18 protein-coding genes are annotated in these 21,335 nt (G+C 69.2%); 12 read left to right on the forward strand and 6 right to left on the reverse strand.

What is annotated here, in order from left to right; translation table 11 throughout:
• Positions 1-55: 55 nt before the first annotated feature.
• A complete protein-coding gene (locus HOV91_RS10680) occupies positions 56-346 on the reverse strand; it encodes a YiaA/YiaB family inner membrane protein (RefSeq protein ID WP_174185294.1) in 291 nt (96 codons plus the stop codon).
• 194 nt (positions 347-540) lie between these two features.
• Here HOV91_RS10680 and HOV91_RS10685 point away from each other — a divergent pair, with 194 nt between their 5' ends.
• The 3 genes from HOV91_RS10685 to HOV91_RS10695 are packed head-to-tail and all read left to right on the forward strand — an operon-like array spanning position 541 to position 3,411.
• Complete coding sequence (locus tag HOV91_RS10685) at positions 541-2,274, forward strand: alpha/beta hydrolase (protein ID WP_174185295.1); 1,734 nt, start codon at positions 541-543, stop codon at positions 2,272-2,274.
• A gap of 32 nt (positions 2,275-2,306) precedes the next feature.
• Positions 2,307-3,005, forward strand: coding sequence for a CPBP family intramembrane glutamic endopeptidase (locus tag HOV91_RS10690; RefSeq protein WP_312884555.1), 699 nt, complete (start codon positions 2,307-2,309; stop codon positions 3,003-3,005).
• A 10-nt stretch (positions 3,006-3,015) separates the two neighbouring features.
• Positions 3,016-3,411, forward strand: coding sequence for a sterol carrier family protein (locus HOV91_RS10695; protein WP_174185297.1), 396 nt, complete (start codon positions 3,016-3,018; stop codon positions 3,409-3,411).
• 122 nt (positions 3,412-3,533) lie between these two features.
• Here HOV91_RS10695 and HOV91_RS10700 read toward each other — a convergent pair whose 3' ends face one another.
• Positions 3,534-4,802 carry a YhgE/Pip domain-containing protein gene (locus HOV91_RS10700; protein WP_174185326.1) on the reverse strand — a complete coding sequence of 423 codons (1,269 nt, stop codon included), beginning with the start codon at positions 4,800-4,802 and terminating at the stop codon, positions 3,534-3,536.
• Positions 4,803-5,011: 209 nt separating this feature from the next.
• Between HOV91_RS10700 and purF the strand changes: the two genes are divergently transcribed.
• From purF to purM, 6 genes are all read left to right on the forward strand, one after another.
• The gene (gene purF / locus HOV91_RS10705) at positions 5,012-6,604 is read left to right on the forward strand and encodes an amidophosphoribosyltransferase (protein ID WP_174185298.1); all 1,593 of its coding nucleotides are present in this window, start codon (positions 5,012-5,014) and stop codon (positions 6,602-6,604) included.
• A 381-nt stretch (positions 6,605-6,985) separates the two neighbouring features.
• The gene (locus tag HOV91_RS10710) at positions 6,986-8,599 is read left to right on the forward strand and encodes an ABC transporter substrate-binding protein (protein WP_174185299.1); all 1,614 of its coding nucleotides are present in this window, start codon (positions 6,986-6,988) and stop codon (positions 8,597-8,599) included.
• Positions 8,600-8,679: 80 nt separating this feature from the next.
• Positions 8,680-9,735, forward strand: a complete 1,056-nt coding sequence (locus tag HOV91_RS10715; protein WP_174185327.1) for an ABC transporter permease — start codon at positions 8,680-8,682, stop codon at positions 9,733-9,735.
• Positions 9,735-10,778: an ABC transporter permease gene (locus HOV91_RS10720; protein ID WP_438822650.1), complete on the forward strand. Its 1,044-nt coding sequence runs from the start codon at positions 9,735-9,737 to the stop codon at positions 10,776-10,778. Before HOV91_RS10715 ends, HOV91_RS10720 begins: the two co-directional genes overlap by 1 nt.
• Complete coding sequence (locus tag HOV91_RS10725; protein ID WP_174185300.1) at positions 10,771-12,462, forward strand: ABC transporter ATP-binding protein; 1,692 nt, start codon at positions 10,771-10,773, stop codon at positions 12,460-12,462. Before HOV91_RS10720 ends, HOV91_RS10725 begins: the two co-directional genes overlap by 8 nt.
• 131 nt (positions 12,463-12,593) lie before the next feature.
• Positions 12,594-13,670: a phosphoribosylformylglycinamidine cyclo-ligase gene (gene purM, locus HOV91_RS10730; protein ID WP_174185301.1), complete on the forward strand. Its 1,077-nt coding sequence runs from the start codon at positions 12,594-12,596 to the stop codon at positions 13,668-13,670.
• Between the two features lie 148 nt (positions 13,671-13,818).
• On the opposite strand, the gene HOV91_RS10735 is transcribed toward purM, so the two are convergent.
• From HOV91_RS10735 to ygfZ, 4 genes are all read right to left on the reverse strand, one after another.
• Positions 13,819-14,025 carry a DUF3073 domain-containing protein gene (locus HOV91_RS10735; protein WP_062968610.1) on the reverse strand — a complete coding sequence of 69 codons (207 nt, stop codon included), beginning with the start codon at positions 14,023-14,025 and terminating at the stop codon, positions 13,819-13,821.
• Positions 14,026-14,199: 174 nt separating this feature from the next.
• A complete protein-coding gene (locus HOV91_RS10740; protein WP_174185302.1) occupies positions 14,200-15,153 on the reverse strand; it encodes an asparaginase in 954 nt (317 codons plus the stop codon).
• Positions 15,150-15,920: an MOSC domain-containing protein gene (locus HOV91_RS10745; RefSeq protein WP_174185303.1), complete on the reverse strand. Its 771-nt coding sequence runs from the start codon at positions 15,918-15,920 to the stop codon at positions 15,150-15,152. The genes HOV91_RS10740 and HOV91_RS10745 overlap by 4 nt, the downstream gene beginning before the upstream one ends.
• A gap of 101 nt (positions 15,921-16,021) precedes the next feature.
• Positions 16,022-17,137, reverse strand: a complete 1,116-nt coding sequence (gene ygfZ, locus HOV91_RS10750) for a CAF17-like 4Fe-4S cluster assembly/insertion protein YgfZ (protein WP_312884556.1) — start codon at positions 17,135-17,137, stop codon at positions 16,022-16,024.
• A 182-nt stretch (positions 17,138-17,319) separates the two neighbouring features.
• Here ygfZ and HOV91_RS10755 point away from each other — a divergent pair, with 182 nt between their 5' ends.
• The 3 genes from HOV91_RS10755 to cydB all read left to right on the forward strand — a co-directional run bounded on the left by HOV91_RS10755 (position 17,320) and on the right by cydB (position 21,332).
• Positions 17,320-18,240: an aminodeoxychorismate lyase gene (locus HOV91_RS10755; RefSeq protein WP_174185305.1), complete on the forward strand. Its 921-nt coding sequence runs from the start codon at positions 17,320-17,322 to the stop codon at positions 18,238-18,240.
• A gap of 557 nt (positions 18,241-18,797) precedes the next feature.
• Positions 18,798-20,291: a cytochrome ubiquinol oxidase subunit I gene (locus tag HOV91_RS10760; RefSeq protein WP_174185306.1), complete on the forward strand. Its 1,494-nt coding sequence runs from the start codon at positions 18,798-18,800 to the stop codon at positions 20,289-20,291.
• A gap of 9 nt (positions 20,292-20,300) precedes the next feature.
• Positions 20,301-21,332 (forward strand): cytochrome d ubiquinol oxidase subunit II, encoded by a 1,032-nt coding sequence (cydB, locus tag HOV91_RS10765; RefSeq protein WP_174185307.1) that lies wholly within the window; start codon positions 20,301-20,303, stop codon positions 21,330-21,332.
• Positions 21,333-21,335: the final 3 nt, after the last annotated feature.

The raw sequence follows: 21,335 nt of genomic DNA on the forward strand, positions 1-21,335 counted from the left end.
GCCCACCTGGGCGGGCCTGGACCCCTCGTTGCCGGGCCCGCCCAGGTGCGCGTGATCAGGCGACGGAATTGAACGGATCGTGCTCGGCGAGCAACTTCTCCATCCGCGCCTGGTCGATGCGACCGTGGACGGTCGCCGCCTCGTGCTGGTCGCGAACCACTTTCGCCAGCGTGAACGTGCTCGTGACCAGGAAGAGCATCGACATCCCGAGGAATCCGCGCTGCCAGATGTCCAGGGGCAGTCGGCAGATGCCGATGCCCGCTCCGACGAAGCTGATCCCGAAGGCGATCGCGGCCTGCGCGACGTAAGCGGCGGTAGCCTTCGTGCGGGCGGTCGATGTGCTCATGGACAAGAAGTTTCCGGGCGGCGCGGCCCCCGCACCCCGGTACAACTACTCGAGCGGAATGGGTAGTTGCCATCCGTGCCCGCGCGTTCGATTACCGGGCTTTCCAGCGCCGGGCGGCGTGATCTGCGTCGACCGCTTCCGCGTCACGCCGGGCGACGCGCCGGATCGTCGGAGGCGCCCGCCATACTTGTCGAATGTTGGAGACCGCCGGTGCCATGCGGCGGCTGCGCAGACGCGCGGTCGCGGCGACCCGGCGCGCCGAGGACGTCATCGATCTCAACTACGTCGGCTTGGTGGTCGCCACGGTGTTCTTCGCCCTGTCGGTGACGCCGTCGCTGCTGCCGCGCGACTGGCTGTTCCAAGGGTTGATCAGCGGGATCAACGCCGCGCTCGGGTACGGCGTCGGTTGCCTGCTGGAGTGGCTGTTCCGGCTCTGGGTGCGGCCGCGGCTGAAGATCGCCGCCCCGCCCACCTGGGTGCGCTACGCGGTCAAGTCGGCGGTGCTTTTCACGGCCGCGCTCAGTGCCGCCCTGATGCTGGTGCAGTCGGCGCGCTGGCAGCGCGAGATCACGGCGTTGATGGGCATGGAGGGCACCACCACGCCCGCCTATCTGCGCACCGGCTTGCTCAGCCTGGCCGTCGGCGCCGCGGCGGTCGCGGTGTACCGCACGGTGCGCGAGGTCATCCTGTTCCTGGCCCGTTTGCTCAACCGGTGGGTGCGAGTGCCGCGCGAGCTGGCGCCGGCCGCCGGGTTCCTGGTGCTGGTCGTGCTGGCGGTGACGATCTTCAACGGCGTCGCCACGCGGGCGTTCTTCGCCGTGGCCAACTCGGCCTTCAGCGTGCGCAACGACCACACCTCGGTGAACGCCGTGCAGCCGCAGCGGCCGGAGCGCTCCGGCAGCCCCACGTCGCTGGCGAAATGGGAGACCCTCGGCTTCGAAGGGCGCTGGTTCGTCTCACACGGCCCCACGGCGAGCCGTATCAGCGCCCTCACCGGCCGTCCGGCGAAAGAACCCATCCGCGCCTATGTCGGTTTGGAATCGGTCGAAGGCGACCGGAAACCGGCCGAGCTGGCGGTGGCCGAGCTGGAGCGCACCGGGGCATTCGAGCGCAAGGTCATCGTCGTGGTCACCACCACCGGCACCGGATGGGTGAACTCGCTGGCCGCGGCCGCGCTCGAGTACATGTACGACGGGGACACCGCGATCGTCGCCACTCAGTACTCCTACTTGCCGAGCGTGCTGTCGTTCCTGGCCGACCGCGGGAAGGCCGCCGCGGCGGGCAAGGACCTGTTCGACGCCGTGTACGAGCACTGGACCGCACGCCCGCCGCAGGTCCGTCCCAAGCTGCTGGTGTACGGGGAGAGCCTGGGCTCGCAAGGATCAGAGGCGGCCTTCGACGGTCTCGCGGACCTGCGGGCCAAGGTCGACGGTGCGCTGTGGGTCGGTCCGCCCAACTCCAACCGGCTGTGGCAGCAGTTCGTCGCGCGCCGCGATCCGGGTTCCCGTGAGGTCCAGCCGCTGTACGCGGACGGACTGGTGGTCCGGTTCGCCTCCGACAGCGCCGACCTGGCGCGGCCCTCGACGGAGTGGCGGTCGCCGCGCATCGCCTATCTGCAGCACGCGTCCGACCCGATCGTCTGGTGGTCGCCGGATCTGATCTTCTCGCAACCGGATTGGCTGTCGGAGTCGCGTGGTTCGGACGTCTCCTCCCAGATGCGCTGGTGGCCGTTCGTCACCTTCTGGCAGGTGGCCGCCGACCTGACCAACGCGCAAGCCGTCACCGACGGGCACGGGCACCGCTACGGCAGCCTGGTGCTGGACGGCTGGGCGGCCATCGCGGCCCCGCCGGACTGGACCGCGGAGCGTTCCGAACGGATCCGCCTCGAAGTGGAGGCCGCGGAGGACTACGAGCGGACGACCAAGTGAGTTCGCGTCGCACCGCGAGAACAATTGCGGCCGTGGCGCTTCCGCTGCTCTGGAACAACGCGGTGCTGCCCCGCCTCGGTCTCGGTGTGCGCGGCCGGACCGCCGCCAACGCCGGTTTCGCCACCGCGTACGCGCTCGCGCTGCGCGCCGAGCCGGGCCGATACTCGGTGCGCGGGGTGCGCTACGGGCTGCTCGCGGCCTCGGTCGTCGTGGCTGGTTACGGTGTGGCCCTTACCGTTCCGTCGCTGCGGCGGCAGCTGGCCGAGCTCGCCGTCCGCGGGCCCGAGGTGTCGACCGCGGAGTGGGTGGCGGTGCACATCCCCGTCGGCACCGTCTACAGCGAGGAACTCGTCTTCCGCGGCACGCTCGATCCGCTGTTGGACAACGTTTTCGGCCCGCGAACCGGGGTCTGGCTCGGCGCGGCGACTTTCGGCCTCTGGCACGTGGCCCCTGCGCGCGCGGTGGGTGACAGTGTGCCCGCCACTGTCGCGGTGACCACGGCGGGCGGCCTCGTGTTCGGTTGGCTGCGCCGCCGCACCGGGGGCGTGGTGGCCCCCGCGCTGTTGCACCTGGCCATGAACGCCGGTGGGGCGATTGCGCCACGCGTGGCCCGCCGTCTGGAGGTTTCCGCACGCGGAGGTGGCGCGCCGCGCTCGGGCCCAAGCGCCCGGATCTCGCGCCTTCGAGGGAACGCCGGGCGACCCGGCCGAGTGCGCAGAAGGGGGAAGTAGGGTCGGGAACGTGGCAGGACGAGGGACGGTCGACCCGGCACAGACGCGGGCGGCGGTGGCGGTGGTGAGCCAGTGGTTGCGGGACGAATCGGTCGATGCCCCCGCGCGTAGCGAACTCGCGGCGGCGGTGCGGACGACGGCGCGGTCACTGGCCGCCGCCGCGCCCGGGCACTCGGTCGAGGTGCGGGTGCCGCCGTTCGTCGCGGTGCAGTGCATCGAGGGTCCGCGGCACACCAGGGGCACCCCGCCGAACGTCATCGAGACCGACCCGCGCACCTGGTTGCTGCTGGCCACCGGCCTGCTCGACTTCGACGCGGCCCGCAGCTCCGGCGCGGTGAGCGCCTCCGGCAGCCGCGCGGCCGAGATCGCCCATTGGCTACCGATCGTCCGGGTGACGACCGGCTGACACCGCGCGCAACCGAACGACATATCTGAACTGTGGTGGGGCGCAACGCCTTCGGTGTCGTACGCGAAATCAGCATCGGTACGCGGCGAACTGCCGATCGCCCGTGCCTGCGGGCGGGCGACTCACACCTTGAGGATGTTGCGGCGCTCGAGCCCCTTGCGGTCGTAGAAGCGGGTGACCGCCGCGCCGAAGACCAGCCCGATCGCGAGCCCGAGGACCGCCATCCACACGCCGCGGGTGAGTCCGGCCTCGAACTTCGCGTCGAAGTACAGGATCGCCCGCACGCCGAGGAACACCTGGTGCATGGGCTCGAAGGAGGCGAGCCAGCCGAAGTACCGCGGCGTCGCCTCGATCGGCACGGTGCCGCCGGAGGACGGCAAGCCCAGGATGACGAACAAGATCAGGTTCACCAGCAGGCCCGCCGAGCCGATCGCCGCCAGCATGGACAGCCCGGTCACGCCGACGGCGGTCAGTGCGAGCGCGCTGTAGAGGTACAGGGCGAGCGGATTGCCGATCGGCATGTCCAGCAGCTTGCCGACGACCAGGAATACCGCGGCGACGATGTTCGCCGCCAGCACGAACACACCCCACTTGATCAGCAGCGTCTTGAACCGCGAGATCGGGGTCGGCGGGTAGTGCACGTACCACGGGCCGTACTCGGTGGGCACGAAGCCGAGCTGCGCGTCGATCATGGTGTGGATGACCATCGCGCCGACCACACCGGCCAGCAGCAGTAACAGGGCGTAGAAGAACGCGGTCAGGCCCTGGCCGCTGCCGTGCGGCAGCGGGTGGTACTGCTGTTCGACCACCTGGATCGGCGACGCCAGCGCGACCTTCGTCGCGCCGGTCAGTTCGGGCGCGGGCGGGCCGCCGGGGCGCGGGGCGAGCTGCGCGTTCACTTGGTCGAGCAGCTGCTTGCCGACCTGCTTGTTCACCTCGGTCAGCGCCTGGTCGCCGATCCGGAGCACGATCTGGGTGCCGAACGCGCCGGTGCGCGGGTTGGTCTGCAGTGTGATGATCGGCCGCTGGATATCGCCCGGTATGACACTGCCCACACCCAGATTGCCGAGCCCCTTGCTGAAATCGCCCGGGATGACGATCGCGCCGTAGACCTGCCCGGACTGCATCTGCCGCTCGGCCTCGCTGATGCCGAGCACGCGCAGGTCGACCTTGTCCGAGGGCACCCCCGCGATGAGCGCTTCGGTGATCCGATCGCCGAAATTGACCTGCTGCCTGGTGTCCCCGCTGCCGATGGTGTCGCCCACGTCCTGGTTGACCAGGGCGATCGGGAAATCGTGCAGGTTCTTCTCCGGATCGACGACATAGTCCAGGTACATGATGCCCAGCAGCGCGGTGAGCAGGCTCAGTACCGCCAGCGGGAAGAGCACCATCCGCGGCCATGGCCTGCGCCCGGCGCCCGCCTCGGTCTTGCTCGTGTCGTCCGTGGTCGTCACGGTGCGCACCGTAACAGTTGCGGACGCCGGAAATACCCGGGTTCGGTCACCTCGGATTGCTGCCCGGATGCGGCGGCGTGCGAGTGCGCCGCCGCCCACCCGTAGAATGAAATCTGCCCCCAGCCCGCCCGAACAGGGAGCAAACGGTGACCAACGCCGAACTGCCGGTCGACAGCATTTCCGCCACCTCCTGTCCCGCCCCGGACGTCAACGAGAACGAGCCGCGCGAGGAGTGCGGAGTCTTCGGAGTCTGGGCGCCGAGCGAAGAAGTGGCGAAGCTCACGTATTACGGTCTCTATGCCCTGCAACACCGTGGGCAGGAGGCGGCGGGCATCGCGGTGTCGGACGGTTCGCAGATCCTCGTCTTCAAGGACCTGGGTCTGGTCAGTCAGGTGTTCGACGAGCAGACGCTGGCGGCCATGCCGGGTCACATCGCCGTCGGGCACTGTCGTTACTCCACCACCGGTGGCGTGACCTGGGAGAACGCCCAGCCCATCTTCCGCACCACCGCTGTCGGTTCCGGCCTTGCGCTCGGGCACAACGGCAATCTGGTCAACACCGCCGAACTGGCCGGTCGCGCCCGCGAACTCGGCCTGCTCGGCGCCTCCGTTCGGGGCGGGCGTCCACAGCCAGCCGCGGCCACCTCCGACTCGGACGTGGTCACCGCGCTGCTCGCGCACGCCTCCGCCGATTCCAGCATCGAGCAGGCCGCGATGGAGTTGCTGCCCACCTTGAAGGGCGCGTTCTGCCTGACCTTCATGGACGAGCACACCCTCTACGCCGCGCGCGACCCGCACGGGGTGCGCCCGCTGTGCCTGGGCAGGCTGGAGCGTGGCTGGGTCGTTGCCAGCGAGACTGCGGCGCTGGACATCGTCGGCGCGGCGTTCGTCCGGGAGATCGAGCCCGGCGAACTGCTGGCGATCGACGCCGACGGCGTGCGCTCGATGCGCTTCGCCAACCCCGAGCCCAAGGGCTGCGTCTTCGAGTACGTGTACCTGGCCCGGCCGGACAGCACCATCGCGGGCCGGTCGGTGCACGCCACCCGGGTGGAGATCGGCCGTCGCCTGGCGAAGGAGCATCCGGTCGAAGCCGACCTGGTGATCCCGGTGCCCGAGTCCGGCACGCCCGCCGCGGTCGGCTACGCGCAGGGGTCGGGGGTGCCCTACGGTCAGGGCCTGATGAAGAACGCCTACGTCGGGCGCACGTTCATCCAGCCCAGCCAGACCATCCGGCAGCTGGGCATCCGGCTCAAGCTCAATCCGCTGCGCGAGGTCATCCGGGGCAAGCGCCTGATCGTCGTGGACGACTCGATCGTGCGCGGCAACACCCAGCGCGCGCTGATCCGGATGCTGCGAGAGGCGGGCGCGTTGGAGATCCACGTGCGGATCGCCTCGCCGCCGGTGAAGTGGCCGTGCTTCTACGGCATCGACTTCGCCTCGCGTGCGGAGCTGATCGCCAACGGCGCGGGGACCGAAGGCGACGTCGCGGACATGGTCGAGGGCGTGCGCCGGTCGATCGGCGCCGACACCCTCGGTTACATCTCCCTGGACGGCATGGTCGCCGCCACCGAACAGCCGCGCTCGCGGCTGTGCTGCGCGTGCTTCGACGGCAACTACCCGATCCCGCTGCCCACCGAGGCCGCGATCGGCAAGAACGTGCTCGAGGGCATGCTCACCGGCCAGTCCGAGGCGGCGTTGCTGAGCGACAACGCGAATGCGAGCGCACTGAGCCGCCCGTGAACGCGCGGAGTCGCTGAGCGCTCCGTGCTCACCCGTGCCGATGGGATCGTCCGCTTCCGATCCCACCGGAAATATCGCTCGCTGCGGCGCGTAGTGGTTTCGTGCTTTGCCGCTGTGGGTAGTGTGATCCGTTGTCGCGCACTGGGATCTGGCGTGCTCGAGACATCGCCCGCGCCAATTCTGGACGTACGACCGGTTTTTCTCCGCGTCGTAGGCGTCACGCATAACGCCTGCTGACGACGCCACGGATTTTCTTCGGAAACGTAACGTGCCGAAAATGCTTCGTAGGTACGGTGCCGATCAGATCGGAAGTTCACCCGTGTCCGTACCGGGCCTGCGATCCAGGCGAACGCGGTGCGGCGCTCGAGAAGTGGGGCCGTGATGAGGATTTCGAGGGTTGGGCGCCGGACCGGGAGGCGAGCCGTCGCGACCGCCGGCTTGCTGGCGCTGGTCGCGTCGGTGCTTGCGGGCTGTGGTTCCGGGCGAACGGGCGAGGGCGGTGACGGCGCCGGACTGGTGACCGGCACCACCGACAAGATCTTCGCGCTCGATCCGGCGGCCGCCTACGACAACGGGTCGCTGGTCGCCGAGACGCAGATCTACCAGTACCTGCTCAACTTCGCGCCCGGCGACGCGACGCCGCGACCGGACGCGGCGCAGAAGTGCGAGTTCACCGCGCCCACGGTGTACACCTGCACGTTGAAGGACGGCCTGAAGTTCGCCAACGGCAACCCGCTCACCGCGACCAGCGTGAAGTTCTCCTTCGACCGGATGCTGCGGATCAACGACCCGAACGGGCCCGCGGCCCTGCTGGGCAACCTGGAGAAGACCGACGTGGTGGACGCGCGCACCGTCGCGTTCACCTTGAAGGTGGCCGACGACCAGACCTTCCCCGCCATCCTGCCCACCCAGGCGGGCCCGATCGTCGACGAGAAGGTGTACGCGCCGGACCGCGTGATGCCGGACGAGGACGTGGTGCGGGCCAAGGGTTACTCCGGTCCGTACACCATCGCCAGTTACGACAAGAACAAGCTGGTCGAGTACCAGGCGTTCGCCGACTACAACGGCATCCTCGGCACCCCCGAGACGAAGACCGTGTCGACGAAGTACTACGCCACCACCGACAACATGAAGCTCGACCTGCAGAACGGATCGCTGGACGTCGGGTACCGGTCGTTCACCCCCACCGACATCGAATCGCTGCGCAACGACGGCAGAGTCGCCGTGCACGAGGGCCCCGGTGGCGAGCTGCGCTATCTCGTGTTCAACCTGAACACGATGCCGGGCGGCACGCCGGAGCAGAAATTGGCTGTGCGCAAGGCCGTCGCCTCCACCGTGGATCGGACCGCGCTGGCCGACAGCGTCTACAAGAAGACGTATCTGCCCGCGTATTCGTCCGTGCCGCAAGGCATGCCGGGCGCGACCGAGCCGTTCAAGGACATCTACGGAGCCCAGCCGAACAGGGACCAGGCGGCGAAGTTCCTCGCCGACGCCGGGGTCGCGACGCCGGTCGAGCTGAAACTTCAGTACAACCCCGATCACTACGGTTCCAGTAGTTCCGAGGAGTACGCGGCGATCAAGTCGCAGCTCGAGGCGACGGGTTTGTTCCGAGTCGACCTGCAATCCACCGAGTGGGTGACCTACCAGCGCGAACGAGCGCGCGACGGGTACCCGATCTACCAGTTCGGCTGGTTCCCGGACTTCCCGGACCCGGACAACTACCTCTCGCCGTTCTTCGGCCCGAACAATTTCCTGCAATCGCACTTCGAGGACCCCGGCATCTCCGCGCAGTTGATCGCTCAGGCGACCCAACCGGACAAGGACAAGCGACTCGCGCAGATCGGGCAGGTGCAGCGTGACCTCGCGCAGAACTTCCTGCCGATCATCCCGCTGCTGTCCGGCAAGCAGATCGCGGTGGCGGCCGCGGGCGTGCGAGGCGTGGAGCAGACGCTCGATTCCTCGTTCAAGTTCCGCTATACGGTGCTGAGCAAGTGAGCTCCGGCGACGCGGCCGGGTCGAGGACGACGATCGCGCCGGAGCTCGCGCGCACACCGATCCCCGCCCGGCGCTTCGGCATGCCGCGCCGGGGAAAGGGCGGCGAGGAGCCCCGTCACTCGGCGCTGCTGCGCTACCTGGGCATCCGTCTGCTGCTGATTCCGGTGACCGCGTGGATCCTGGTGACGGTCGTGTTCTTCCTGATGCGCGTGGTCGGCGACCCGATCAGTGCCGCGATGGGCGGGCGGATGACCCAGGAACAGATCGCGGCCCGCAAGGAGGCGGCCGGGCTCAACCGGCCGGTTCTGGCCCAGTACCGGGACTACCTCGCGGGGCTGCTGCGCGGGGACCTCGGGCGCTCGCAGGACAACCGGGAGATCAGCGAGGTGGTGCTCACCTACGGCGCGGCCTCGCTGGAGCTGGTGTGCTGGGCGCTGGTCGTCGCGTTCGCGATCGGCGTCCCGCTGGGCAGATACGCCGCGACCCACCGCGATTCGGCCGCCGATACCACGCTGCGGTTGCTGGCCATCCTCTGCTACGCCGCGCCGGTGTTCTTCGTCGGCCTGCTGCTGAAACTGGTGTTCGCCGTGCAACTGGGCTGGCTGCCGGTGGCGGGGCGCGCCAGCACCAACGTGGAACTGCGACTCCAGCATGTTTCGCCGAAGACGAACGTCATGGTGATCGACGCGATCCTCTACGGCGACACCGGATACCTGCTCGACGTACTGAGGCACGCCGTGCTCCCGGCCATCGCGCTCGGTCTGCTCACCGCGGGCATCTTCTTGCGGCTGGTGCGGATCAACCTGATCCAGACCCTGCGCGCCGACTACGTGGAGGCGGCCAGGGCCCGCGGCCTGTCCCGGCGCGTGGTGACCGGGCGGCACGCCTTCCGCAACGCGATGATCCCGATCGTCACGGTGATGGGCATGCAGATCGCCATGATGCTCGGCGCGTCGGTGCTCACCGAGACCACGTTCGAATGGAAGGGCCTCGGCTATCAGTTCGCGCAGTACCTGTCGGCGCGCGACTTCATCGCCGTGCAGGGCATCGTCGCGTTCATCGCGCTCATCGTGGCGGTGCTGAGCTTCGTGGTGGACGTGCTGGTGGCGCTGATCGATCCGAGGGTGAGGTTCTGATGACCGCTCCGGAGCTGTGGAACGAACCGCTGGTCACGCCGCCCGCGGCGCGCCGGGGTGTGCCGGGCCTGCGGCTGTTCGGCATGACCGCGGGCTTGCAGCGCGCGACGCTGGTCTTCGGGCTGGGCCTGGTCGGTGTGTTCGTGGTCGCCGCCGTCTTCGCCCCGCTGATCGCGCCGTACGGGTTCGCCCAGAGCGCCGCCGACGGGGTCGATTTCGCCCGCCAGCAGGCGCCGTCGGCCGAGCACTGGTTCGGCACCTCGGTGCGTGGGGAAGACGTCTTCTCCCGGGTGATCTACGGCGCGCGGACCGCGCTGTGGGTGATCACGATCTCGCTGGCGCTCTCGCTGCTGATCGGGGTGCCGCTCGGGCTGCTGTCCGGCTACGTCGGCCGGTGGCCGGACCGAGTGCTGGTGTTGTTCACGGACGCGATGTACGCGTTCCCGACGCTACTGCTGGCGATCGTGGTGTCCATCGTGGTCGCGGGCGGCCGCTCGACCAGCCTGGGCGGTGTGCTGTCCGCCGCGGTGGCCATCACGGCGGTGTTCGTACCGCAGTACTTCCGGGTGGTGCGCAACGCGACCGTGGCGGTGAAACAGGAGCCCTATGTCGACGCCGCCCGGGTGACCGGCGCGTCGACCACGCGCATCCTGTTCCGGCACATCCTCGCCAACGTCACCCAGTCGTTGCCGGTGATCGTCACGCTCAACGGGTCGGAGGCCATCCTCACCCTGGCGGGCCTGGGCTTCCTCGGTTTCGGCATCGAACCGACGCAGGCCGCGGAGTGGGGCTTCGACCTGAACAAGGCGCTGTCGGACGTGTCCAACGGCATCTGGTGGACCGGCGTCTTTCCCGGCACAGCCATCGTGCTCGTGGTGCTCGGTATGACCTTGGTCGGTGAAAGCCTGAACGAAGTGCTCAACCCGATCCTGCGCACCCGCCGGGCCGCGACGGTCGCGGTGCCCGCGACTGCTACCTCCGAAGGCCTTTTCGGCGAGCAGGACGCCGTGGATGCCCGAGGGAAGGACGCGACCGATGGCTGAGCCCACCGCGACAGAGCGGCCTCGCCCCGCCTTGTCCATCGAATCGCTGTCGGTCACCTTCGCCACCGACGCCGGGCCGGTGCCCGCGGTCACCGGCGTCTCCTACGAGGTCTATCCCGGGGAGGTGCTGGCCATCGTCGGAGAATCCGGCTCGGGCAAGTCGGTGAGCGCGCGCACGGCGCTGGGGTTGTTGCCGGAGACCGCGACGGTGCGCGGCCTGGTCACCCTGGGGGCCGAACAGGTCACGGCGATGAGCGAGAAGCAGCTCACCGCACTGCGCGGCGGCGCGATCTCGATGGTGTTCCAGGAACCCGGTCTGGCGCTGGACCCGCTGTTCACCGTCGGCTTCCAGATCGGCGAGGCGCTGCGGGCGCACACGAACCTGGGCAAGAAGGCCGCGAAGGCACGAGCGGTGGAACTGCTGCGCCTGGTCGGATTGCCTGATCCGGAGCACCGGGTGGACTACTACCCGCACCAGCTCTCCGGCGGGCAGAAACAACGCGTGATGATCGCCATCGCCATCGCCTGTGAGCCGAAGGTGATCATCGCCGACGAGCCCACCACGGCGCTGGACGTCACCGTGCAGGCCGAGATCCTCGCCTTGCTGCGGGAACTGCGCGACCGGACCGGCAGCGCGATCGTGCTGATCACCCACAACATGGGCGTGGTCGCCGATATCGCCGACCGCGTAGTGGTTATGCGGGACGGCGCGGTGGTCGAGCAGGCACCGGTCGACGAGCTTTTCGCACGACCCACCACGGACTACACCCGTGCTCTGCTGGCGGCGGTGCCGCATCTGGGCACCGAGCAGTCCGAGCACGGCCCGGCCGCCTGCGCCCCCGCCGAGGGCGATCCGGTGCTGGATGTCCGTGACCTGGTGGTCGAATTTCCCGGCCCGTTCGGCCGGCCGCGGTCGCGCGCGGTGGACGGGGTGAGCCTGCGCATCGGAGGCGGGGAGACCCTCGGTCTGGTCGGCGAGTCCGGCTCGGGCAAGTCCACCATCGGCCGCTGCGTCGCGGCGCTGCAACGACCGACCTCGGGGACGGTGCGGGTGCGTGGCCAGGACATCGCGGGGCTGTCACCGCGCAAGCTGCGTCCGATCCGGCGGCGCTTCGGGTTCGTCTTCCAGGACCCGGCCAGTTCGCTGAACCCCCGGCTCACCGTGGGCGAGTGCGTGGCCGAACCGCTGATCGTGCATCGGGCAGGCAGTTCCGCCCAGATCCGCGCCAAAGTGCGCAGCCTGCTCGACGACGTGCGGCTGCCCGCGGGCGTCGAACGCCGGTATCCGCACGAGCTGTCCGGCGGGCAGCGTCAGCGCGCCAGCCTGGCCCGCGCCCTGGTGCTCGACCCGGACCTGCTGGTCGCCGACGAGCCGACCAGCGCGCTGGACGTCTCGGTGCAGGCGGCGGTGCTGGAGCTGTTCGGTCAGTTGCAGCGCGAATGCGGCTGGGCGTGCCTGTTCATCAGCCACGATCTGGCGGTGGTCGATCAGCTCGCCGACCGGATCGTGGTGTTGCGCGACGGAGCGGTGGTCGAGCAGGGTGATCGTGATCGCATCCTGCGCGCGCCGCGGGAGGAGTACACGCGGCGTCTGGTCGCGGCGGTGCCGGTGCCCGACCCGGTGCGGCAGCGCCACCGCCGGGCGCTGGCGGCCGGATTGTTCGACGGGAACGAGATGGACTGATGGTCCCCCTGTACGGCTCGCGCTGCCCTATTGTCAAGAGGGCGAGCCAACACCGGTGCGGGGTCGTTATCCGGCTCCGGTAGCGTGAGCAGGCATCTATCCGCCGATTCGGTTTGGAGCTTTCCCCGAAGATGACTGAACAGACCCCCAGTGGTGGTGCCTCGTACGCCGCGGCAGGCGTGGACATCGAGGCAGGTGACCGCGCAGTCGAGTTGTTCGGGCCATTGGCGAAGAAGGCGACCCGGCCCGAGGTCCAAGGCGGCCTCGGCGGTTTCGCCGGGCTGTTCGCGTTGAAGGGCGGCTACCGGGAACCGCTGCTGGCGGCCTCCACCGACGGCGTGGGCACCAAGATCGCGGTGGCGCAGGCGATGGACAAGCACGACACCGTCGGCCTCGACCTGGTCGCGATGGTGGTGGACGACCTCGTGGTCTGCGGCGCGGAGCCGCTGTTCCTGCAGGATTACATCGCCATCGGCAAGGTCGTGCCGGAGAAGGTCGCCGAACTCGTCTCCGGTATCGCGGAGGGCTGTGTGCGCGCCGGTTGCGCGCTGCTCGGCGGCGAGACCGCCGAGCATCCCGGGCTGATGGATCCGGACGACTACGACCTGTCCGCGACCGGTATCGGCGTGGTCGAGGCCGACGCGGTGCTGGGGCCGGACCGGGTCCGTCCCGGCGACGTGGTGATCGCGATGGGGTCCTCCGGTCTGCACTCCAACGGCTACAGCCTGGCCCGCAAGGTGCTGCTCGACATCGACCGCATGTCGCTCACCGGACACGTCGAGGAATTCGGCCGCACCTTGGGTGAGGAGCTGCTCGAACCGACCAGGATCTACGCCAAGGACTGCCTCGCGCTGATCGCGGAGACCGACGTGCGCACCTTCGCCCACGTCACCGGCGGTGGTCTGGCGGCGAACCTGGCCCGGGTGCTGCCCGCGGGAATGGTGGCCGAGCTGGATCGCGGCACCTGGAACCCGGCGCCGGTGTTCAAGATGATCGCCCAGCGCGGCCGGGTGGAGCGGGCCGAGATGGAGAAGACGTTCAACATGGGCGTGGGCATGGTCGCCGTCGTCGCTCCGGAGGACGTGGACCGGGCGCTGGCGGTGCTGACCGCGCGGCACATCGAGTGCTGGACGCTGGGCACGGTCAAGAAGGCGAAGGACGCCGACGCGGTGCGCGCCGTGCTGGTCGGTGACCATCCGCGGTTCTGACCGCGGCGAAGACACGTCAGAGTCCCGCATCCTCGTTCGATGCGGGACTCTGGTGTGTTGCAAGCCTTTTCGGCGCCTGTGACGTCAACCCGCGACAACGATCGAAGGGGGAGGCCCGTCGGCCTCCCCCTTCAGACGTGAATCCGAGTCAGCGGCGCCAGTCGTCGTAGTCGTCCTCGTCCCAGCGAGACAAGGAGTCGTCCGCGTCGTGCTCATCGGACAGCACACCACTCCGCTGGGAGGTGGGGCTTCCCGAAAGCTCGCGCTGAAGGCTCGCGAAGTCGGTCGGCGTCGAGCTGTACTTCAGCTCGCGTGCGACCTTGGTCTGCTTTGCCTTAGCCCGGCCACGGCCCATGGCTGACCCCCTCGCGTCACAGCGGGGCGGCCTGGGGTTTGGTGGCGGCCCCGTTCGAATTAATACTCTTCCTGACAGACACTTTAGCGTGTGTCCGGCGGTCTCGCTTCCAGGAGTGGGTGAAGAACTCCGGAACTGGGCCGTTTGCCCGCCTGTCGCCCCGGCGTGGAATAGCTAGACGACCCCGGGTATCGCGCGAATCACACCGACTCGAGCACCGCCGCCGAGCACCGCGGGGGCCGCCAGCTCCGCGTGCGCATCGGTCCACTCGATCCCCATCCGGTGCAGAATCGCCAGCGTCAGCGGCATTCGCGCACGATCGTGGCCGTCTTCGATCTTGTACGCGAAAGCCGATCCATCCGGCAGCGCACCGGCGTGCACGCCGTCCGCGCCGATCTTGCACACCAGGCCGGGGGTGGCCAGCATGACGAGCAGATCGGGTGCGTTCGTGCCGGAAATCACTCGCGGATGGGCGCGGATCGCGTCCGCGACCCGGCGTTCGGGAGTGCCGGGCGCGGCCGTCGCCATGGTCGAGAACACCCGCGCGAGGTTGATCAGCGAGACCGGGATGATCGGCAGTCCGCAGCCGTCGATGCCCAGATCGGCCTCCGGCTCGCCGGTCAGCTCGGCCACCGTGGCGAGCACCGCGCGCTGCAGCGGATGCGCCGGGTCCTGGTAGCCCTCGGTGGGCCAGCCGTTGACCGCGCAGGTCGCGAGCATCGCCGCGTGCTTGCCCGAGCAGTTCATGTAGAGCGGGTGCGGCTGCTGTCCTCCGGCGAGCAGCGCGGCGCGGGCGCGCTCGTCGTAGGGCAGATCGGCCGGGCACGCGAGGGCCGAATCGGCGAACCCGAAGCGGTCCAGCAGCCTGCGCACCAGCGCGATGTGGTCCGGCTCGCCATAGTGCGAGGCGGTGGCGACGGCCAGCTCGGCGTCATCGATGGGCTCGAAACCGTTGCGTAGCAGCGTGATCGCCTGCATCGGCTTGTTCGTCGAGCGCGGGAAGATCGGCAGGTGCACTTCGCCGAGCTCGCGGGTGGGCTCGCCCGCGGCGTCGAGCAGCACCACCGAGCCGCGGTGCACGCATTCGCGGAAGCCCGAGCGGACGACTTCGACCAGTTCCACACTCACAGGCGCGCTCCCGTGCCGAGATCGTCGGTGTCGGCCGTCATATCCCGGTTCGCGGCGGCCGCACTCCCGTGCCGGTGGGTGGCGGACGCGGTGGCGTCCCGGTTCGCGGCGGCGCGCGCGGCGTTGGCATGCCGGCGCGCGTGCCGTTCGACCTGCATGCGCACGTCGTCGGAAACGGTCGGCTCGTCGGCGAGCAGGATGGCCAGCAGGTCGAGATCGGCGCCGGTGAACACGTCGCGAACGGTGATGCCGTGCTCGGGGACGTGCACCACCGAGATCCGGTCGCCCGCCCCGATCGTTCCCTCGGTGAGCACCCGCAGATAGGCGCCGGTGTCGCTGCGCAGCGCGAACCGCTTCACCCATTGGCGCTCACCGCTCCAGTGCTGGAACGTCGCGCACGGCACGCGCGGCGCGCTCACCTCGAGCAAGGTGTCGCCGACCGACCAGCGCGCGCCGACCACCGAGTCGCTGATCGGAAGCCCGCTGACACGCAGGTTTTCACCGAACCACCCGGCGGGCAGTTCGCGGCCCAGTTCCGCGCCCCAGCGGCGGGCGTCCTCGTCGGCGTAGGCGTAGACGGCCTGGTGCACGCCGCCGTGGTGCTTGGTGTCGCAGACGTGGTCGCCGGCCAATCCGAGCGCGCGCACCGCGACCCGTCCCGTTACCGGCCTCTTGTCGATGGCGGTGCGGCCGACCCGGCCCGGCACCTCGAGGTCGGCGTGCACGACGCAGGCGGCGAGGACCTCGCCGGAATCACCGACGCGCATGGGCAGCGCTCCTCTCGTCACGAATGGGGAGCTCGGCACTGAGCAAGGGTGGGGCTGTCGGCCGGGGCACGTCCCAAGCCGGAGGGTGGTTCGGCAACTGGTCAGCGCCCGCGCAACCGGTCGACCGCGATCCGCCCCGCCTGCGGTTCGTCGTCGGCGGGCACCGAATCGGGATCGATGGACGCCGCGACCGTGCCGGCGACCAGCGCGGTGTCGGCCGGAACCGCGCGTTTGACCAGGGCGAGGGCGATCGGGCCGAACTCGTAATGGTCGACGACCGTGCCGAGCCTGCCCACCGCGCGACCGCCCGCGGTGACGTCGTCACCGATGGCGGGGCGTTCGTCCGCCGAGCCGTCCAGATGCAGCAGCAGCAGGTGCCGCGGCGGCTTGCCGAGATTGTGCACCCTGGCCACGGTCTCCTGACCGCGATAGCAGCCTTTGTCCAGGTGGACCGCACCGTACTCGGTCACGCCGCCGATCCAGCGCGCCTCGTGCGGGATGGTCCGCTCGTCGGTGTCCAGGCCGATCCGCGGGCGAACGGCCGCAACGCGCAGCGCCTCGAACGTCCACATACCGGCGGGCACGGCGCCCGCCGCGGTGAGCCGCGCCCACTGGTCGGCGAGCTGGTCGCGCGGAACGACCAAGTCGAAGGAGTCGGCCGTCGGCCACGGCATCCGGCGCAGGAAGCCACCGCCGGGCAGCGGCGCCGCCTCGTACACACCGGGCAGAGCGGCGATGCCGAGGGTTTCGGTCAGTCCGGCGACACCCGGCCCGAGCAGGCTCAGCACCGCGTGGTCGGCGGCTTCGACCGGCTCGGCGGCGGCCCAGAAGACCATCTTCCGCAGGAACGCCAGCAGGTCGGGGCCACGCTCGGCCTCGGTATCGATCCAGACGACGCCGTCCAGTTCGGTGAGCACGAAGTGATGCTGCACCCGGCCGTTCAGATCGAGATCGAGGTTCTCCGCGGACTGCCCGTCGCCGAGCGCGGCGACGTGCTGGCTCGAGATGGTGTGCAGCCAGGTGAGCCGCTCCGCGCCGGTGATGCGCAGAACGAAGCGATGCGAACGATCGACGACAGCCGCGCGCTCCACCGCGGCGCGCTGTTCGCCGAACGGATCGCCGTAGTGCCAGGCGACGGCGGCATCGGGTGAACCCGCCGCTCCCGCGACGGCTCCCGACACACTGAGGAGGGGGCTGGGCGCAACGACCACGGACACCTCTCCCACTCTAGGCGGGGCCGCCGGGTGGGGCGAGAACCGGGCCGCCGCGTCCGAGTCCGGCATAGCGGATCGGCATTGTGCGAGCACTACGACCGGCGCTGTGGAGAACCTTGACAAAAGGTCTTGCGAAAGCGGCCGTGACGTAGGCATTGTCCGCCCCTACCGCCTACGCTCGTCGCATGGTGGATCGAGTTCTGGTAACTCTCGATGGCGCGGTGCGGGATGCCGATGCGCCGTTGTTGTTTGCGGACGATATCGGCGTATTGCGTGGCGATGGTGTTTTCGAGACGGTGCTCGTGCGCGCGGGCGTCGCGTGCGCGATCGAATTTCATCTAGGCAGACTGCGCCGCTCCGCTCAGGCGCTCGATCTGCCCGAGCCGGAGCTGGGCAAATGGCGCGAGGCGGTGGAGACCGCCGCCAAGGAGTGGGGCAGCGACCGCGAAGGGGTGATGCGGCTGGTGCTGACCCGCGGCCGCGACTCCGAGCTGGCAGGCACGGCCGACAAGGTCAAGACCGGCGACCTCGCCGCCGCCGTGCCGGTGCCGACGGCCTTCGTGCTCGTGGCGCCGGTGCCCGAGCGCGTGGAGAAGGCCCGCACCGAGGGCATCGCCGTGGTGACCTTGTCGCGCGGCATCTCGGTCGACCTCGCGCAGGCGGCGCCGTGGCAGTTGCTCGGGGCCAAGACCCTGTCCTACGCCACCAACATGGCCGCCCTGCGGTTCGCCGCGCGGATGGGCGCGGACGACGTGATCTTCACCAGTACGGAGAACCGGGTGCTGGAAGGCCCCAGGTCCACCGTCGTGATCGCGCGCGACAAGCAGCTGATCACGCCGCCCGCGAAGAACGGGGTGCTGCCCGGCGTCACCCAGCGCGCGCTGTTCGCCGAGGCCGAGAAGGCGGGCTGGCAGTGCCGCTACGAGTCGCTGTTCACCGCCGACCTGCTCACCTGCGACAGCATCTGGATGCTGTCGAGCATCTCGCTGGCGGCGCGGGTGAATTCGCTGGACGGGCTGCGGATGTCGGCGCCGGACAACGCCGCGGAGATCATCGAATTGGTCGATCGCGGCATCGAACGAGCGGGCGCCATCGGCGACTGGTGACGCTGTTCCGCGTCTCCGGGTATCCAGGCCGTACCGGTTGAGCAGCCGGGGGTTTGCGTCGGGTCCTGCGTTGTGGTGGGTGGGTTCTGGCGTCCCCGGTGAGTTACCCATGTGCTCGCGAGATCAGTTGTCCCGTCAGGGAGGTGTGGTCGGCGGGCTAGTGATCGCATTGGGGAGGCTGGCCGCGGTGTCGGCGGGTCAGTTGTCGGCGAGTTCAGTTGTCGCGTTGCGGTTCAGGCGGGCGGCGGTGTCGGCGGCCTAGTTGTCGCGTTCGGGCGGCGGTGTCGCCGGGCCGATTGGCGCGTTGGCTGGTGGGGCGCGGAGTTGGCGTGATCAGTTGTCGTGTCCGCGTGCGCGTCGGGCCGATGGCGATGGCTCCTACCGATCGCGGCTGTCCGTGATCTCCGTCCTAGTCGGCGGGGAGATGGGTGGCAATGAGCACGGGAAACGGCTGGTGAGGGCGGGAATGTCCGGGTTGCCGTGTTCCAGGACTCATTTTTGCGGGGTGCCTCCGGCGTTAGTCTTACTACGACACGTCGTAGACACAGGAGGTCGGCTTGAACGCCTTGGACATCTCCCGATGGCAGTTCGGCATCACGACGGTCTATCACTTCCTTCTGGTGCCGCTGACCATCGGACTCGCACCGCTGGTCGCGGCCATGCAGACGGCGTGGGTGATCACCGGCAAACAGCACTGGCTGCGGCTGACCAAGTTCTTCGGCAAGCTGTTCCTGATCAACTTCGCGCTCGGCGTGGCGACCGGCATCGTGCAGGAGTTCCAGTTCGGGATGAACTGGAGCGAGTACTCCCGGTTCGTCGGTGACGTCTTCGGGGCCCCGCTGGCGCTGGAAGGCCTGATCGCCTTCTTCATGGAGTCGACCTTCCTCGGACTGTGGATCTTCGGCTGGACCCGATTGCCGAAAGTGCTACACCTCGGCGCGATCTGGATGGTCGCGATCGGCGTGAACGCCTCGGCGTACTTCATCGTCGCGGCCAACTCGTTCATGCAGCACCCGGTCGGCGCCCGCTACAACCCGGAAACCGGTCGCGCGGAGTTGCACAGCATCGTGGAACTGCTCACCAACAACACGTTGCTGGCGGCCTTCCCGCACGTGGTGGCCGGATCCTTCCTCACGGCGGGCACTTTCGTCGCCGGCATCGCGGGTTGGTGGATGGTGCGCAACGCCCGCGGCGGCAACTCGGCAAAAGCGGCCGAGGCCCGCGAGATGTGGCGACCGGCCGCGCGGGCGGGCATCGTCGTGATGATCGTTTCGCTGGCCGCGCTGGTCTACACCGGCGACGTACAGGGCAAGCTGATGTTCGAGCAGCAGCCGATGAAGATGGCCTCGGCGGAATCGCTGTGCCACACCGCGACCAACCCCGCCTTCTCCGTGCTCACCGTCGGCACGCACAACAACTGCGACAGCGTGACCCACGTGCTCGAAGTGCCGTATGTGCTGCCCTGGCTGGCCGAGGGCCGGTTCACCGGCGTCACGCTGGACGGCGTCGTCGACCTGCAGAAGGCATACAACGAGCACTACGGCGTCGGTGACTACCGGCCGAACCTGTTCGTCACCTACTGGTCCTTCCGCGCCATGATCGGCCTGTCGGCGGGCTCGGCACTGCTCGCGCTGGCCGGGCTGTGGCTCACCCGGCGCGGTCGGGTACCGGACCAGCGCTGGTTCTCCTGGCTGAGCCTGCTGGTCATCCCGACGCCGTTCCTGGCCAACAGCGCCGGATGGGTGTTCACCGAGATGGGCCGTCAGCCCTGGGTCATCGTGCCCAACCCCACCGGTGACCCGAACCTGCGCCTCACCGTGCAGCAGGGCGTGTCGAACCATTCGCCGGGCGTCGTGCTGTTCTCGCTGATCGTCTTCACGCTGCTGTACGGCGCGCTCGCGATCGTGTGGTTCTACCTGATGCGCCGGTACGTGATCCACGGGCCCGATCCGGCCGCGCCGGTCGCGTCCGAGTCGCACGACAAGGACCAGGCCTCGGGCGGGCGTCGCGCCGAAGAGCCCGCCGTCGAACAACTTTCGTTCGCCTACTAGGAGCCGGCGATGAGTTTGCAAGAGTTCTGGTTCGTCTTGATCGGCGTGCTGTTCACCGGCTACTTCGTGCTGGAGGGCTTCGACTTCGGCGTCGGCATGCTCATGCCGATCCTCGGCAAGGGGTCCGACGCGCGCAGGCGCACGGTGCTCAACACGATCGGCCCGGTGTGGGACGCCAACGAGGTCTGGCTGATCACCGCGGGCGCCGCGATGTTCGCCGCGTTCCCGGAGTGGTACGCCAGCTTGTTCTCCGGCTTCTATCTGGCATTGCTGCTCGTGCTCGTCGCGCTCATCCTGCGGATCTGTGCCATCGAGTACCGCGGCAAGATCGACGACCCGCGCTGGCGGGCCCGCTGCGACATCGGTATCGGCATCGGTTCCTGGGTACCGGCGCTGGCTTGGGGCTGGTTGTTCGCCAATGTGGTGCACGGGGTCCCGCTGAACGAGAAGAAGCAGTTCGCGGGCTCGGTGGCCGACCTGTTCGGGCCCTACGCGGTGCTCGGCGGGTTGGCGACCGGACTGCTGTTCGCGCTGCACGGTGCGATGTTCCTGGTGCTGAAGACCGCGGGCGTGGTGCGCGACGACGCGCGGCGCACGGCCCGGTTGCTGCTGGTCCCGGCCGTGCTGGTGGTCGGCGGATTCGGCGTGTGGACCCAGCTGTCCTACGGGACCGGCTGGACCTGGATTCCGCTGGCGCTGGCCGTCGGCGGCCTCGTCGTGGCGACGGCGGCGGATCTCGCGCACCGCGACGGGTGGGCGTTCACCGGCACCACGCTGACCGTCGCTGCGGCCACCGCGCTGCTGTTCGGGTCGCTGTTCCCCAACGTGCTTCCCTCGACCATCGACGCGGCATTCGATCTGACGGTCTACAACGCGTCTTCGACGCCGTACACGCTGAAGGTGATGAGCTGGGCCGCGGCGCTGGTCACGCCGGTCGTGCTGCTGTACCAGGGCTGGACGTACTGGGTGTTCCGCAAGCGGATCACCGTCGAGCAGATTCCGGCCTCGGTCGGGCTGCCCCTGCGGCACGGGCAGGATTGATGC

The sequence above is a fragment of the Nocardia barduliensis genome (assembly GCF_013315795.1).
In the GTDB taxonomy this organism is placed as follows: domain Bacteria; phylum Actinomycetota; class Actinomycetes; order Mycobacteriales; family Mycobacteriaceae; genus Nocardia; species Nocardia barduliensis.